This window comes from Mucilaginibacter aureus, assembly GCF_053514885.1.
On sequence record NZ_CP170601.1, the window covers coordinates 1827290 to 1842053 of the forward strand.

Below are 14764 nucleotides of genomic sequence, written 5' to 3' on the forward strand. Positions count from 1 at the left end.
TAAAACTACATATTATATTCGCAATTCAAAACTCTTATCGGCCAATTATCCATTTAAATGAGAACTTATTGATGAGTTTCACCACAAAAAAAGTTACAACATAAACAATAACGAACCTTAATAACTGAAACGTTATCATACCGGCAAGCGACATTTGATCAATGGGTGGCGCCTTAAGAGCGCTTAACCAACCCGGTAAAAAAGCGTAAACTACAATATAATGAATAAGAAAAATGCCATATGTAGTTTCGCGCGGTTTAAGCTTTAATAGCCATTTGTACTTTTTAATTTTTACCAGTAAAAAAAACACAGCTATTGAGTACAATATATTGCTAATGCGTAACGAGTTAAATGGATCGGTACTTTTCAAATTATACAGATAAGCTATCTCAAATGTGGCGAATGCCCAGGTAAGTAACGCCACAAGTATAAAAGCGTAAAGTGGCACCTGTTTTATCCACCTTTCAATGGCCGGCCATTTTTTATTGAATTGTGCACCCAGCCACAAAAAGAAAACAAACCCAAAAACTGCCGTGGTATGCATAGGGAATATCCATTCGTGATAAATGTTGATACTATAAAAAAGCGTTATCAAAAGCAATACGGCGCCTAATTTTAAAGAATAAAGATGCCTTTTAAATACAAGCAGGGTGCCGATACAGATCAGGAAGTTAATGATGAACCAATAATTAGAGAACAGGTAACAAGTTTTAAATGCATTCAATATCCAGTCCCACTTGTTATCAAAACCTGGGCCCAGGTGTAAAATAAACCAAACAAACACAAGCGACCATAGGATCCACGGACCAAAAGTACTTTTAAAACGACGCCTCAAATAATCAAAAGCGGAATAGTCGGCAAACTTATCGCCAAGTAAAAAACCGGCAAGTAAAAAGAAACATACCGTTCCAATTTTAACCAATTGTATGTCGGTAATGTATAGCCAAAAGTTAACGGTTTTAATCGGGAAAATAAAAATACCCATATGGAAACAATGATCAGCAACGATGCACATCATTGCCAATGCCCTTATGGCATCAATAAAATCATAATTCTGTTTCGTTGTGAACGTTGAGCGGGTAGTTAAATTCTGCATAAAAGTAAGACAGGTGATCCAATAACGGGTTTAACCAGGGGATGTTTTTTAGGAATAAATCTTTCAACTGTAATATTATTGTTAACCTTGCAAAATAGATCAATGGTTGATAAATGCGGCCATTGTACCTATTTTGACCATCAATAATTTTACAATAGTGTTTTTAAAAAGGAAAAAGATCGAAAAAGAGTTAAGAGCGATCAACCAAAAGCTTGGTGCCTTAACTGTTGAAAATAACTCACATAAAATTTTATCGGCAAACATATTAGCCAGGCTTAACAAAGCCGAGCAGGCTAATATTACTCAAAATATTCAATTGGCCGAATTTAAGGTTTTTTCGCAATGGGGCGATGATGGTATCATACAGTTTTTAGTTGACTACCTGGATATCAGCCATAAAACTTTTATCGAATTTGGCGTAGAGAACTACACAGAAGCCAATACACGCTTTTTGCTGATGAATAATAATTGGTCGGGCCTGATCATGGACGGCTCGGAAGAGAATATGAACTATGTAAAAACGGACGAGATCTACTGGCAATTTGAGCTTACGGCCGTTCCGGTTTTTATTACTGCCGAAAATATAAACAGCCTGATCACCCAAAACGGCGTTAACGGCGAGATCGGTCTGTTGCATATTGATATTGATGGTAACGATTATTGGGTTTGGAAAGCGATCAATGCCATATCGCCGGTTATTGTTATCGTAGAATACAATAGCATTTTTGGTGCTGATAATGCCTGGACAACGCCTTACCAGGCCGATTTTTACCGTACGACGGCACACCATAGTAACCTGTACTTTGGCGCATCGTTAGCTGCATTATGTGACCTGGCCGAAGAAAAAGGATACCATTTTATCGGATCGAACAGCCATGGCGTTAATGCCTACTTTGTACGTAAAGATAAAATAAAAGACCTTAAAACCATGACCGCTCAGGAAGGGTATGCTTTAGCCAAATTTCGCCAGAGCAGGGATGCGAATGGCAATTTGACATTCGTAAATGGCGCAGACAGTTTGAAGGTGATCAGCGGTATGGAGATCTATAATACGCGCACGCAGCAAATTGAGAAAATATAATGCTCTATAACAAAAAGGCCGGTTCTCATAACAAGAACCGGCCTTTTTTATAGCTTGTAGTTTTTTACAACTTACGTTTTACTTCAACGTTTTCGTAAGCTTCCACAATATCACCAACTTCGATGTTGTTAAAGTTTTGGATGTTCAAACCGCACTCGTAGCCGGTAGCAACTTCTTTAACATCATCCTTAAAGCGTTTTAACGAAGCCAGTTCGCCGGTGTAAATAACCACACCTTCGCGGATGATACGGATCTTACTGTTACGGGTGATCTTACCATCCAACACCATACAGCCTGCGATGGTACCCACTTTGCTGATCTTGAAGGTTTCGCGTATCTCAACGTTAGCAACGATCTTCTCTTCAAATGTTGGCGCCAACATACCTTCCATCGCAGCTTTGATCTCGTTGATCGCGTCGTAGATGATAGAGTACAGGCGGATATCGATCTGCTCCTGCTCGGCAAGCTTACGCGCACTGCCCGAAGGACGAACCTGGAAACCGATAATGATCGCATCTGATGCGGAGGCTAACAATACATCCGATTCGGAGATCTGCCCCACGGCTTTTGATGATGAACCATGGCTTTGATGGCGCGTTTAACACACTCAAAATAACCAATATTATTTATTCGCTGGCTGCCTTTGTTATGCTGTTTAAATTAAGCAAGTATATGCGTGTACAGCAGTTTAAGCCCCGCCAGGTTACTTTTGGCATCTATCTTATCCACCATATTTTGATATTTCATTTGCTGCCTGAGTTTTTTAGGCCATCGGGCGTACGCGATGAAGATTACCGGCCCATGTGGCAAATGCTTTCGCTTACAATGCTCAAGTTCTTCCTGGCATATGGAATATCGTATTTTATTACGCTGATGATAATTAAAGGTCCTAAAAAAATAAGTTGGATAGTGCGGCAGTAGGCAATCTAAAAAAAACACAAAAAGTGCGATTTTGTTATCTAAGTCGCCCTTTTTGTGTTGTGTCAACACGTACATACATATTCGTCATTTTCTTAAATATGTATTTTTAATACAAGTTGAATTTACTTCCTTTATGTATTATTTAACATCAACTTTTTAATTATGAAAAGCACGAACCTGACATTCAAAAAGAGGATTGCGTTACTATGTGTAATTGCAAGTATCACTATTTCAGCATGTAAGAAGCAAAGTTACTCTCCGGTATCAGAGGATGAAATTGTAACTTATATTAAAAGCCTTGGCTTCAGGCAAAGCGATATCAAAGATATCGGTAATTATTATGTTGTGGATGGCGACATATTATTTGATAAACGTACATCGATCGACCCGGCTAAGAAAAAGATCGACCTTACCAAGCTGTCAACAGCAACCAGGTTAAAAACAGAACAAACCGGTACAGGCGGGTATGTTAGCATCAGTAACGTTGTTGTGCAGATCGACCCATCCATGTCGTCATACTCAACCGAAATACAAAATGCCATGAATGAATGGAACAGTGTTTCGAGCGGGTTGACATTTACTTTATATAACGGCACGGCTTCTCCTAATATTACGATAAGCGATAACAGCGGCCTGGGTTCGGGCAGCTGCGGTGAGGCACTCTTCCCTGTAAACGGACTGCCTGGCTCGCAAATTTATATAGCTACCAGTTTTATGGCTTCTTTAAGTTTTACCTCGGCCCAGATACAATATGTGATCAGTCATGAGCTGGGGCATACCATTGGATTCAGACATACTAACTGGTATTATTCGAACGAACCCGCATCAGGTACCGATAGGGCAGGAACATTAGCCGGGGCCTATCAAATACCCGGTACGCCTAACCAGTACAACTATGATCCTGATCCAACCTCAATTATGAATGGCTACCAGTGCGGTAATTCGTACACATCGCTATCTTCTTACGACCAGCTAGCATTTCAGTATTTATATCCTGTTGGTGGAGTGCAACCGCATGATGCTTTTCCATCATCATATGCAGCTACACTGTTTAACTATGCTGCCCCTGCTACCATAAACGCTACCATCATTGGTGTAAGCGATACTCAGCCTGTATTGACCGTTGGCGCTTCCCTTTATTCACCAAATGCGAGCTGCCGCCTGACTTTGCAAACTGATGGTAACCTGGTATTATACAGGGAGAATTCCAACGGAACAGAGACCGGTATATGGTCGAGCAGAACGCAGGGGCATACTGCAGGCGCTTTGTATTTTCAAACCGACGGTAACCTGGTATTATATGCTCCGGGTTCATCACCAACAGGTACGCACACTTCGCTTTGGGCTTCCATGTGGTACAATAATGCAGGCTTAGGCACAGTGCAGTATGCCAAGTATTATTTGCAGGATGACCAGAATTTAGTGATGTACTGGCCTACCTATCATGGAGGAAGTTTTGTTTATGTGGTGTTTGCTGCAACAGATACCGGCGGCGGCGGCGTTGGCCCACACCCGGGTAACCTGAACCACCCGCTGTGGAGCCCTGCCTTTAACCAGGACTACGGCTATACTTTTTATTAATAGGCATAAGGCATAAAAAAAGCCGCTTAGTTTACTAAGCGGCTTTTGTATTTTAATAAGCAATTATTATAATTTACGTTTTACTTCAACGTTTTCGTAAGCTTCCACAATATCACCAACTTCGATGTTGTTAAAGTTTTGGATGTTCAAACCGCACTCGTAGCCGGTAGCAACTTCTTTAACATCATCCTTAAAGCGTTTTAACGAAGCCAGTTCGCCGGTGTAAATAACCACGCCTTCGCGGATGATACGGATCTTACTGTTACGGGTGATCTTACCATCCAACACCATACAGCCTGCGATGGTACCCACTTTGCTGATCTTGAAGGTTTCGCGTATCTCAACGTTAGCAACGATCTTCTCTTCAAATGTTGGCGCCAACATACCTTCCATCGCAGCTTTGATCTCGTTGATCGCGTCGTAGATGATAGAGTACAGGCGGATATCGATCTGCTCCTGCTCGGCAAGCTTACGCGCACTGCCCGAAGGACGAACCTGGAAGCCGATAATGATCGCATCTGATGCGGAGGCTAACAATACATCCGACTCGGAGATCTGCCCCACGGCTTTTGATATGATATTTACCTGGATCTGATCGGTTGATAGTTTCAGTAACGAATCGGATAACGCTTCGATCGAACCATCCACGTCGCCTTTTACAATAATGTTCAACTCTTTAAAGTTGCCTATCGCTAAACGACGGCCAATTTCATCAAGCGTAATATGTTTTTGCGTACGTAAACCCTGCTCGCGTTGTAACTGCAAACGTTTGTTGGCAATTTCGCGTGCTTCGGGCTCGCTTTCAAGCGCGTTAAACTTATCGCCGGCGGTAGGTGCGCCCTGCATACCCAACACCTGTACCGGTGTTGATGGTCCGGCGGCGTCAACCCTTTGGCCACGCTCGTTAGTTAATGCCTTAACACGGCCGCTATAGCAACCTGCCAGGATAGGATCGCCTACACGTAATGTACCGGCCTGTACCAGGATGGTAGTTACAATACCGCGGCCCTTATCTAGAGCAGCCTCGATAACGGTACCAACGGCACGTTTTTTAGGATTAGCTTTTAACTCAAGCAACTCAGCCTCTAACAATACTTTTTCTAAAAGCAGGTCGATGTTTAAGCCGGTTTTAGCTGATATTTCCTGGGTTTGGTATTTACCGCCCCATTCTTCAACCAAAATATTCATGGTTGATAACTGCTCGCGAACCTTATCGGCGTTAGCGCCTGGTTTATCAATTTTGTTGAAAGCAAAGATGATTGGTGCGCCTGCAGCCTGTGCGTGGTTTATGGCCTCGCGGGTTTGCGGCATCACGCTATCGTCAGCAGCTATCACAATGATCACGATATCGGTAACCTGGGCACCGCGTGCACGCATTGCGGTAAACGCTTCGTGACCCGGGGTATCCAAAAAGGTGATTTTTTGATTGTCTTTTAATTTTACTTCGTATGCGCCGATGTGCTGGGTTATACCACCTGCTTCACCGCCAATTACGTTTGTTTTACGGATAAAGTCGAGCAATGATGTTTTACCGTGATCGACGTGACCCATAATGGTCACTATTGGTGCACGCGGGATCAGGTCTTCAGGAGCATCCGGTTCGTCCAGATTGGCTTCTTCGTCCTGCGGTTTAACAAACTCAACCTCATAACCAAACTCTTCGGCAACAATTGACAGGGTTTCGGCATCCAAACGCTGGTTGATGGATACGAACATACCCAGGCTCATACAGGTTGAGATGATCTGCGTAACTGCTACATCCATCATGGATGCCAGCTCGTTAGCGGTTACAAACTCGGTTACTTTTAAAACCTTTGATTGTAATTCCTGCTCTAATGCGTCCTGTTCTGAAGCCGCGGCTACGTCATCCCGTTTTTGACGACGGAACTTGGCACGCTGTGCAAATTTACCCGATTTACCTGCACCGCTTAAACGGGCAAGTGTTGCTTTGATCTGGTCTTGTATTTCTTTTTCTGATGGTTCTTCCTTAGTGCCTCCGGCTGAAGTTGGCTGCTGGCCCTTGTTCCTGAAATCGGGACGAGGGATATTGCTGCCGCCTTTTTTAAAGTCGGGACGGCTACCGCCTTGCTGAGGTGCACCGGGACCTTGCTGGCCGGGAGCACCCTGCTGACCGCCTTGCGGCCGTTGCTGCTGACCACCACCGGGGTTTGGCCCGTTTTCTTTACGCTTACGTTTGCGGCGCTGATCGGCGGCACTGTTACCACCTGATGATGCGATGGGCTGATTACGTTTTGGCGCATCGGGTAATTGTATTTTACCAATTACGTTAGGGCCGGTTAAACGCTCGGCTTTAGCACGAATCACTTCGTTATCGCCGTTTTCTTCTGCCGGTTCTGCCTGTACTTCGGCAACAGGCTCTGGTTTAGCAACAGGCGCTTCAACCGGTTTTTCAACTACCGGAGCAGGTGCCTGCACAACAGGCTCTGGTTTAGCAACAGGAACCTCAACCGGTTTTTCAACTACAGGAGCAGGTGCCTGCGCAACAGGCTCAGGAGCCGGCGCTGGTTTTTCAACTACCGGTGCCGGTTTTTCGGCAACAGGCGGTTGCTCAACTTTCTTTTCGGTACGGTTACCGCCCAGGTTGTCGAGATCTATTTTACCAACCACTTTAACACCCGGTAAGCTCGCTTCGTCGCGATCTTCGGTTGCCGGTTTTGGTTTTTCAACCGGTGCCGGCGCAGGTGCTGGAGGCGGGGTATACGAGTGCAAGTTTTTAACTAAAATTTCTTCGTGCTCAAAATCTTTGGCACGCGGGTGATGCTCCACTTTTTCGGGTAAGCCGTTCTCTTCGCGACGGATCTTTCCGATGCTGATCTGTTTGGCCTCTTCCTTAATGATCTTGTCAACCTGAAATTCTTTCAGGAGCGCATCGTACATTTCACCCTCGATCTTAGCGTTAGGTTGTTTTTCAATTTTGTAACCTTTTGACGCTAAAAAGTCGACAATGGTACCTGTACCAATGTTTAGTTCTTTTGCTGCCTTAAATAATTTTATCGATTTGTCGTCTGACATTTAATATTTGTTATCCGCTTTTTTTGCAAAAATACGTTTTTAATTTGGTTATTCTGTTTTATTCAAATTCGGCCTGTAAAATAGAAAGTACTTCTTTAATAGTTTCTTCTTCCAGATCGGTACGTTTTACCAGTTCGCCAACGTTGAGTGCCAGTACAGATTTTGCCGTATCTAAACCAATACGTTTAAATTCGTCCAGTATCCAGCCATCAATTTCGTCAGAGAATTCTTCGATGTCCACATCTTCTTCCTGCTCATCGGCTTCACGGTAAACATCAATTTCATATCCTGTCAATTTTCCTGCCAGTTTGATGTTGTGTCCGCCACGGCCAATAGCCAGCGAAACCTGATCGGGCTTTAAGTAAACCGCCGCGGTTTTTTTCTCGTCATCTAATTTAATAGAAGTGATCTTAGCCGGCGATAAAGCACGCTGGATATATAATTGCAGGTTGTTGGTAAAGTTAATTACGTCGATGTTCTCGTTCTTCAACTCGCGAACGATACCGTGGATACGTGAACCTTTCATCCCTACGCAGGCACCAACCGGGTCAATACGGTCATCATACGATTCAACTGCTACCTTGGCACGCTCGCCCGGCTCGCGAACGATCTTTTTGATGGTGATCAAACCATCGAAGATCTCAGGAACTTCCAGTTCGAACAAACGCTGTAAAAACTCAGGCGCTGTACGCGAGATGATGATCTTAGGATTGCTGTTCATCATATCAACCTTGTGAACTATCGCCCTAACGGCATCGCCTTTTTTAAAGTAATCGGCAGGTATCTGCTCGGTTTTGGGTAATAACAACTCGTTGCCTTCATCGTCCAATACCAAAGTTTCTTTTTTCCAAACCTGGTAAACTTCGCCGGTTACAATTTCGCCAACGCGGTCTTTATATTTTTTGTAGATCTCGTCTTTCTCCAGTTCAAGGATCTTAGATACCAGTGTTTGACGGGCGGCTAAAATAGCACGGCGACCAAAGCTTTCCAGGGTGATCAGCTCGATGTGCTCATCGCCAACTTCCAGATCCGGATCAAGTAACTTCGCTTCTGCCAATTCAATCTCCAGGTCATCGTCTTCGCTAAACCCATCTTCCATTACCACGCGTGTACGCCAGATCTCTAAGTCACCGTTATCGGTGTTCACGATCACGTCGCAGTTTTCGTCTGTTCCGTATTTTTTCCTGATCATGCTTCTAAAAACATCTTCGAGTACGCTCATCATGGTTGGACGATCGATGTTCTTGAAATCTTTAAATTCCTGAAAGGAATCGATTAAATTAATATTGCTCATTGTGTGTTACTTGAATGATATTAAAACTTTTGTTTCTGCGATCTGGCTCAAGGGGATGATACTTTCCTGGATCACGGCCTTTTTGCCTTTTTCGGCTTTTACTTTTTCTTCAATTATGATGTTATCGTTATCTATACTTTTTAATGTGCCTTCGCGCTTTGCGCCATCCAGCATTTTTATGCCAACGTTGCGGCCAATGTTTTTGGTATATTGCCTTGGCAGGGTAAGCGGGGTATCAATACCGGGCGATGAAACCTCGAGGTTATAGGCCTCTTCAATTACATTTTCCTCTTCGAGCTTAAAACCTACAAAACGGCTTATGGCAGCGCAATCGGCAATGCCAATGCCTTGTTCGCCATCAACCAAAACCATTAGTTTGCGGTTAGGCAGCATTTTAACGTCAACCAAAAACAGATCGGGCCTGTCGGAAATTTTTTCCTCCACCAACATGGCTACCCGTTGCTCAATTTTCTTTTCAGACATTTATTTTGGTAAAATAAAAGAGGGGACTATTGTCCCCTCTCCCTGTATTGTGTTATTAATGATGCAAATATACAAATTATTATTTGAATGTCAAGTGATAGAGTGATTTCGGATTTCGGATGTGAGATTTCGAATTTATTTCGAATTTCGAATTTTCGATTTCGGATTTATGGAAGATTATAAGTATTGTGCTTTAAGTTGTTAAATAAGGGAAATATCAGATCATTCTTTTTCAGAATCAGGATCATAGGCCGGCAGTGAAAGATGGCTTGCCTGTGGTTTTTCAACGTTTGCGTATTTGGTTGCATTATCCAGTAAAAAGGTACGCAGTTTAGCCAATTGATCGGTGTTGATGAGGTCAACACCACAGTTAAGCAACTCTTTCCATACTGTTTTATTTTCGGGCGAAGCCCATAACCTTACTTTTTTGCCATAAAGGTGGGCAGCTTTAACAAAACTGCATAGGCGGTTGCGTTCTTTTACCGGCATTTCGCCATCGCCGTTCCAGGTTAAAAAATGCGAATACCGGCAGCTCGCCATCAGGCACAGATTGGCAACGGTATCACGCTTCACTTTTCTCAGGTCTTCGTCAATAAATGCCAGGCGGTAATGCTGGGCCGCTAAAAGGTTATAAGGCTTATGCCCTGATAATACAATGGTGAGCTGGCGTTGGATGATCACGCCATCCTGGTAACTGGTTAACAGGGGGCGGTATTTTTGCAACAGCAATTGCAATGCCTGGTAGGTACTTTCGGCATCCGATTTAATATCGATCAATAGCGTAACCGGATAACTGCTACCGATGAGTTTGTTTTGTTGAATGCGGGTGGATAAGGGATCGAGATACAACTGCTCAAGGGTGCGTTTCTTTTTTAAAAAAGGAAAAAAGTGAGCAACGATCAATTTTCCGTCACGTAAATATACATCGGCTTCAAGATGGGTAAAGCCATTGTCGAGTGCATCAAACAGCGGGCGTTTGTGCCAGTAATCGTTATGGGCAAAGGCGTTGGTAAGTGGTGGGTTTTGTGCGCCGGCGTTTAAAAATACCAGCATTAATATAACTGAGAAAACTATTTTTACATGCTTTAAACAACACCCACCTCTTTGCATTATCATTTTCTTTGCTGCGGGCAAAATTAGCTGTGCGACATTGCTAATGTATTAAATAACGGTTAAATTAATGGTGTTTTATATTAAGTTATTGTTCAACAAAGTGCCAGCAAACACCTGCTATATCAATCAGGTTAACCTCTTTGCCATAAGGCTGCTGGTTTATGCCGCTGATACGGATGCCGAACTTTTGCGGCAATTGTTTATCGATCACCATTTGCCTGAATTGGGCTACGTTATCCACCTTAACGCTGAGCATAAAGTTTTCGGCAAAAATTTGTAAGTCAAATCTCTGCAAAACAAAGCGGCATTCGTCGCACTGAAAGCCAACGTAATCTCCCTGGTCCCAGTTGATCTTGAAGCCCAACTCGAGGAAAAGCTGCTTAGAACCATCAAAATTAGTACCCGATGGGACAAAGGGTTCGAGGGATAGCATTTTCATAAGCTGTTGTTTTGTTATTTATTGCGTTTTCTTTTTCGTTCCTAAATTAGGTAAAAATCCCGTAAGGATACCGATGAGCGGCAAAAAAGCGCACACCTGGAAAACATAATAAATGCTGGTGTGATCGGCCAGTTTACCCAACACCGCTGAGCCAAGGCCGCCCATACCGAATGCAAAACCGAAGAACAGACCGGCTATCATCCCTACGTTACCGGGCATCAGTTCCTGCGCGTAAACCAGTATAGCCGAAAATGCCGAGGAAAGGATAAAACCGATACCGATGGATAACACGGTTGTCCAAAACAGGTTAACGTAGGGCAGCAGCAGGGTAAAGGGCGCTACACCCAATATGGAGATCCAGATGATGTATTTACGGCCGAACCTATCGCCTAAAGGGCCGCCTGCCAGTGTACCGGTAGCTACCGATGCCAGGAAGATAAATAAATGGATCTGCGAGCTTTGCACACTAAGGTGAAACTTGCTGATCAGAAAGAAGGTGAAATAGCTGGTCATGCTGGCCAGGTAAAAGTATTTTGAAAAAATAAGCAGCAGTAAGATACCCAATGAAATGTTAATGTGTTTTTTTGATAAGTGATGCGTTTCGTTAGCTGCTGTTTTAGCTTTTGATGCTTTAGGCACGGCAACCTTTTTATACCATTTACCAATGTTGAGTAAAATAACAATGCCTAACAGCGCTGCTAAACAAAACCACATGATGCTGCTTTGCCCGAAAGGTATAACGATGAGTGCGGCCAATAACGGACCGATGGCACTACCTGCATTACCGCCCAACTGAAATATGGATTGTGCCAGGCCGCGTTTGCCGCCCGATGCCAGGTGTGCTACCCTTGATGATTCGGGGTGAAATATGGATGAACCAATGCCTATGAGGCTAACCGACAATAAAATAAAAGCAAAGCTCGATGCGAAGGCCAAACTTGCCAGCCCCAGTAAAGTAAAACTCATGCCTATAGCTAACGAATAGGGTTTGGGCTTTTTATCGGTGTATAGGCCAACAAAGGGCTGTAATAGCGACGCGGTTAACTGGTAAGTAAGGGTAACCAGGCCGATATCGCTAAAGCTTAAATGAAAATTAGTTTTGATGAGCGGGTATATAGACGGGATGACCGACTGCATCATATCATTGAGCAGGTGCGACAGGCTGATAGTAAATAAAATGGAGTAAACGGTTTTTTCGGCTACGGCTTTTGTTTGCGCTAAGGGTTGGGTTTGTGTTTCGCTCGTCATATCATCTGATGATTTAGGGTAAATGTATTAGTTGATGATCTTTTCGATACAGCGCCATGCTGCTTCGCCATCACGATTGCTGATGCATTGGTAAAGCTCGGTATGGCTCGCGATGCTATCGCGGTAGGGCGTGGTATCGGTAAAGTTTTTTAAGTTGTAATTTTTAAGCTGTATGGCAAACGATTGGTACAGATCAGCCAGGATAGGGTTGCCTGCGGCGTGGGCAATGCTCATATGGAAATCGATATCCGTTTGTACGCATTCTTCCAGTGAGCCGGTTAAGGCTACAGCATTGCGTTTATCCAATGCCTGCTTAATGTTTTGGATGTCTTTTGACGTATGATTTTCGGCTGCCTTTTTGACGATGTTCATTTCGAGCAGGTTTCTTACCTCGTCAAGATCTTTCTTTTCGGCACGTTTTAAGCGTTGCTGCAAAGGCTCGGTAATGCCGGCATGTTCCTGGATAAAAGTGCCCACGCCCTGCTGTACCAGCAGTAAACCCGAGTTTGCCAAAATACGGATGGCTTCGCGAACGGACGAACGCCCCACGCTGAACTTTTTCATCAGTTCAGGTTCGATGGGCAGTTGCTCGCCAACTTTATATTGACCGCCGATTATTTGAACGCGCAGTTGTTCGGCCAGCTCATCGGCTAAGGAAAGTTTGCGTATGGGAGTATTCATCATATCATCTGATGAATCAAAGATGAGTGAATATTTTGAAAAAAGCAAATCAGCTGTTACTTGCACATCTGCACATCGGTATTTCTTATCTTTGCCGGATAATTAAACACGAATTGAAGAATATTTTAATTGTCGACGATCTGCACCCAGCTTTTATGGAGCAGGCCGAAGCGCTGGGTTTTACCTGTAACTATCAGCCAAAATTTACCCTGGCGGATACTTTAAATGTAATAGCTGATTATGAAGGGTTGGCAGTACGATCGAAGTTCCAGGTGGATAAGGCGGTGTTTGATGCTGCAACCAATCTGCGTTTTATTTGCCGTGCCGGTGCCGGTATGGATAATATCGACGAGGGCTATGCCCGGCAAAAAAACATTACGTTGATAAATGCGCCCGAAGGCAATATGGATGCAGTTGGCGAGCATGCGGTGGGAATGCTGTTAAGCCTGATGAATAACCTGAACCGAGCCGATAGCGAGGTGCGCAACGGGATATGGAACCGCGAGGGTAACCGGGGTTATGAGTTAAAGGGCCGCACGGTGGGTATTGTTGGTTATGGTTTTATGGGGCAAAGCTTTGCCCGCAAACTGGCCGGTTTTGGCGTAACGGTTATTGCTTACGATAAATATAAAACCGGCTTTAGCGATAAATACGCTGCCGAGGTGGGCATGGAAGAAATTGTAAAGCGCAGCGATGTACTGAGCTTACACATACCGCTTACTAACGAAACCAACGGGCTGGTGGATGATGAATACCTGTTTCACTTTAGAAAGCCAATATTTTTGATCAATACCTCGCGGGGGAAGGTGGTAAAAACACAGGCTGTTTTAAACGCGATAAAGCAAGACAAAGTATTAGGTGCTTGTTTGGATGTGCTTGAGGTTGAAAAATTTCCGGCTGTAGCCGAACAAAGCTGGTTTGACGAGCTGAGACAAAGCGGAAAGGTGATGCTGAGTCCGCATGTGGCCGGATGGACGTTTGAATCGTACCGGAAAATAAGCGAGGTAATGGCAGAGAAATTAAAGGAATTGAATTTATAAAAACTAAAGATTTGGAATTTAGAACATAAATCCTTTATCTTCGTTTTACATTGAGCAAGACTATGTAGGCCGCGTGTCCATATAGTCTTGTTTGTTTTTAATAACCAGTTGATGTCCTTCTCACAAAACAGGAGGGCTATTTTTTTTAAAGACTTTAGGAATTAATATTAGTTAAATAATTGTGCGTTATGGCAGATGTAGCATACTACACCAAAGATGGATTACAAAAATTAAAGGACGAACTTCAATACTTAAAAACTGAAGGACGTGCGCAGATAGCTAAAGCGATTGCTGAGGCGCGTGACAAGGGAGACTTATCGGAGAACGCGGAATATGATGCCGCGAAAGATGCGCAAGGCCACCACGAAGCTAAAATAGCTAAACTGGAGGAAGCCATGTCAAACGCCCGTTTGCTTGATGAAACCAAGTTAGATAGCACTAAAGTATTGGCCTTGTCAATAGTTAAGATCAAAAACATGAACAACGGCGCTACTATGAGCTACCAGCTGGTATCTGAAAGCGAAGCCGATATGAAAGCCGGTAAAATATCGGTAACATCGCCTATAGCTAAAGGCCTGTTAGGTAAAAAGGTTGGCGAAAAAACAGAGATCACCGTTCCGGCTGGTAAAATAGAGTTTGAGATACTTGAGATCTCAAGATAATGATTGAATGATCGATTTATTGAGTGATTGATTTTTAATTGATGCTATAATCAATAAGTCAATCATTCAATAAATCACTAAATAGACATCCA

The 14764-nt window shown here is 43.5% G+C and carries 13 protein-coding genes and 1 pseudogene; 5 read left to right on the top strand and 9 right to left on the bottom strand.

The annotated features are described in order from the left end of the window. Positions 1–34: 34 nt before the first annotated feature. On the bottom strand, positions 35–1096 hold the full coding sequence (locus tag ACFGVR_RS07700; RefSeq protein WP_448702194.1) for an acyltransferase family protein: 1062 nt from the start codon (positions 1094–1096) through the stop codon (positions 35–37). 157 nt (positions 1097–1253) lie between these two features. On the opposite strand from ACFGVR_RS07700, the gene ACFGVR_RS07705 reads away from it, so the two are divergent. Continuing rightward, positions 1254–2177, top strand: a complete 924-nt coding sequence (locus tag ACFGVR_RS07705) for a hypothetical protein (protein WP_448702195.1) — start codon at positions 1254–1256, stop codon at positions 2175–2177. Between the two features lie 64 nt (positions 2178–2241). Here the strand turns inward: ACFGVR_RS07705 and ACFGVR_RS07710 are convergent. Continuing rightward, positions 2242–2745: pseudogene (locus tag ACFGVR_RS07710) on the bottom strand (EF-Tu/IF-2/RF-3 family GTPase); the annotation flags it as partial. Between the two features lie 2 nt (positions 2746–2747). On the opposite strand from ACFGVR_RS07710, the gene ACFGVR_RS07715 reads away from it, so the two are divergent. Continuing rightward, complete coding sequence (locus ACFGVR_RS07715; RefSeq protein ID WP_448702196.1) at positions 2748–3098, top strand: hypothetical protein; 351 nt, start codon at positions 2748–2750, stop codon at positions 3096–3098. 162 nt (positions 3099–3260) lie between these two features. Then, positions 3261–4679 carry a M57 family metalloprotease gene (locus ACFGVR_RS07720; RefSeq protein WP_448702197.1) on the top strand — a complete coding sequence of 473 codons (1419 nt, stop codon included), beginning with the start codon at positions 3261–3263 and terminating at the stop codon, positions 4677–4679. Positions 4680–4745: 66 nt separating this feature from the next. On the opposite strand, the gene infB is transcribed toward ACFGVR_RS07720, so the two are convergent. The 7 genes from infB to ACFGVR_RS07755 all read right to left on the bottom strand — a co-directional run bounded on the left by infB (position 4746) and on the right by ACFGVR_RS07755 (position 12973). Beyond that, positions 4746–7712, bottom strand: coding sequence for a translation initiation factor IF-2 (gene infB / locus ACFGVR_RS07725; RefSeq protein WP_448702198.1), 2967 nt, complete (start codon positions 7710–7712; stop codon positions 4746–4748). Between the two features lie 58 nt (positions 7713–7770). After that, positions 7771–9006 carry a transcription termination factor NusA gene (nusA, locus tag ACFGVR_RS07730; RefSeq protein ID WP_448702199.1) on the bottom strand — a complete coding sequence of 412 codons (1236 nt, stop codon included), beginning with the start codon at positions 9004–9006 and terminating at the stop codon, positions 7771–7773. A gap of 6 nt (positions 9007–9012) precedes the next feature. Next, positions 9013–9489: a ribosome assembly cofactor RimP gene (gene rimP, locus ACFGVR_RS07735; protein ID WP_448702200.1), complete on the bottom strand. Its 477-nt coding sequence runs from the start codon at positions 9487–9489 to the stop codon at positions 9013–9015. A gap of 222 nt (positions 9490–9711) precedes the next feature. Next, positions 9712–10542 (bottom strand): phosphatidylinositol-specific phospholipase C/glycerophosphodiester phosphodiesterase family protein, encoded by an 831-nt coding sequence (locus ACFGVR_RS07740; RefSeq protein WP_448702201.1) that lies wholly within the window; start codon positions 10540–10542, stop codon positions 9712–9714. A gap of 145 nt (positions 10543–10687) precedes the next feature. Next, a complete protein-coding gene (locus ACFGVR_RS07745) occupies positions 10688–11041 on the bottom strand; it encodes a hypothetical protein (protein ID WP_448702203.1) in 354 nt (117 codons plus the stop codon). Positions 11042–11059: 18 nt separating this feature from the next. Continuing rightward, positions 11060–12289, bottom strand: coding sequence for an MFS transporter (locus tag ACFGVR_RS07750; RefSeq protein WP_448702205.1), 1230 nt, complete (start codon positions 12287–12289; stop codon positions 11060–11062). A 27-nt stretch (positions 12290–12316) separates the two neighbouring features. Continuing rightward, positions 12317–12973, bottom strand: coding sequence for a FadR/GntR family transcriptional regulator (locus ACFGVR_RS07755; RefSeq protein ID WP_448702206.1), 657 nt, complete (start codon positions 12971–12973; stop codon positions 12317–12319). Positions 12974–13083: 110 nt separating this feature from the next. Between ACFGVR_RS07755 and ACFGVR_RS07760 the strand changes: the two genes are divergently transcribed. Both ACFGVR_RS07760 and greA read left to right on the top strand, forming a co-directional pair. Next, positions 13084–14010, top strand: coding sequence for a 2-hydroxyacid dehydrogenase (locus tag ACFGVR_RS07760; RefSeq protein ID WP_448702207.1), 927 nt, complete (start codon positions 13084–13086; stop codon positions 14008–14010). 188 nt (positions 14011–14198) lie between these two features. Beyond that, positions 14199–14672 carry a transcription elongation factor GreA gene (greA, locus tag ACFGVR_RS07765; RefSeq protein ID WP_448702208.1) on the top strand — a complete coding sequence of 158 codons (474 nt, stop codon included), beginning with the start codon at positions 14199–14201 and terminating at the stop codon, positions 14670–14672. Positions 14673–14764 lie beyond the last annotated feature (92 nt).

What these genes read in the sequence shown, in the direction of transcription:
- ACFGVR_RS07700 (WP_448702194.1), bottom strand. Translation starts at nt 1,096, where the DNA reads ATGCAGAATTTAACTACCCGCTCAACGTTCACAACGAAACAGAATTAT.
- ACFGVR_RS07715 (WP_448702196.1), top strand. Translation starts at nt 2,748, where the DNA reads ATGATGAACCATGGCTTTGATGGCGCGTTTAACACACTCAAAATAACC.
- ACFGVR_RS07720 (WP_448702197.1), top strand. Translation starts at nt 3,261, where the DNA reads ATGAAAAGCACGAACCTGACATTCAAAAAGAGGATTGCGTTACTATGT.
- infB (WP_448702198.1), bottom strand. Translation starts at nt 7,712, where the DNA reads ATGTCAGACGACAAATCGATAAAATTATTTAAGGCAGCAAAAGAACTA.
- nusA (WP_448702199.1), bottom strand. Translation starts at nt 9,006, where the DNA reads ATGAGCAATATTAATTTAATCGATTCCTTTCAGGAATTTAAAGATTTC.
- rimP (WP_448702200.1), bottom strand. Translation starts at nt 9,489, where the DNA reads ATGTCTGAAAAGAAAATTGAGCAACGGGTAGCCATGTTGGTGGAGGAA.
- ACFGVR_RS07740 (WP_448702201.1), bottom strand. Translation starts at nt 10,542, where the DNA reads ATGCTGGTATTTTTAAACGCCGGCGCACAAAACCCACCACTTACCAAC.
- ACFGVR_RS07745 (WP_448702203.1), bottom strand. Translation starts at nt 11,041, where the DNA reads ATGAAAATGCTATCCCTCGAACCCTTTGTCCCATCGGGTACTAATTTT.
- ACFGVR_RS07750 (WP_448702205.1), bottom strand. Translation starts at nt 12,289, where the DNA reads ATGACGAGCGAAACACAAACCCAACCCTTAGCGCAAACAAAAGCCGTA.
- ACFGVR_RS07755 (WP_448702206.1), bottom strand. Translation starts at nt 12,973, where the DNA reads ATGATGAATACTCCCATACGCAAACTTTCCTTAGCCGATGAGCTGGCC.
- greA (WP_448702208.1), top strand. Translation starts at nt 14,199, where the DNA reads ATGGCAGATGTAGCATACTACACCAAAGATGGATTACAAAAATTAAAG.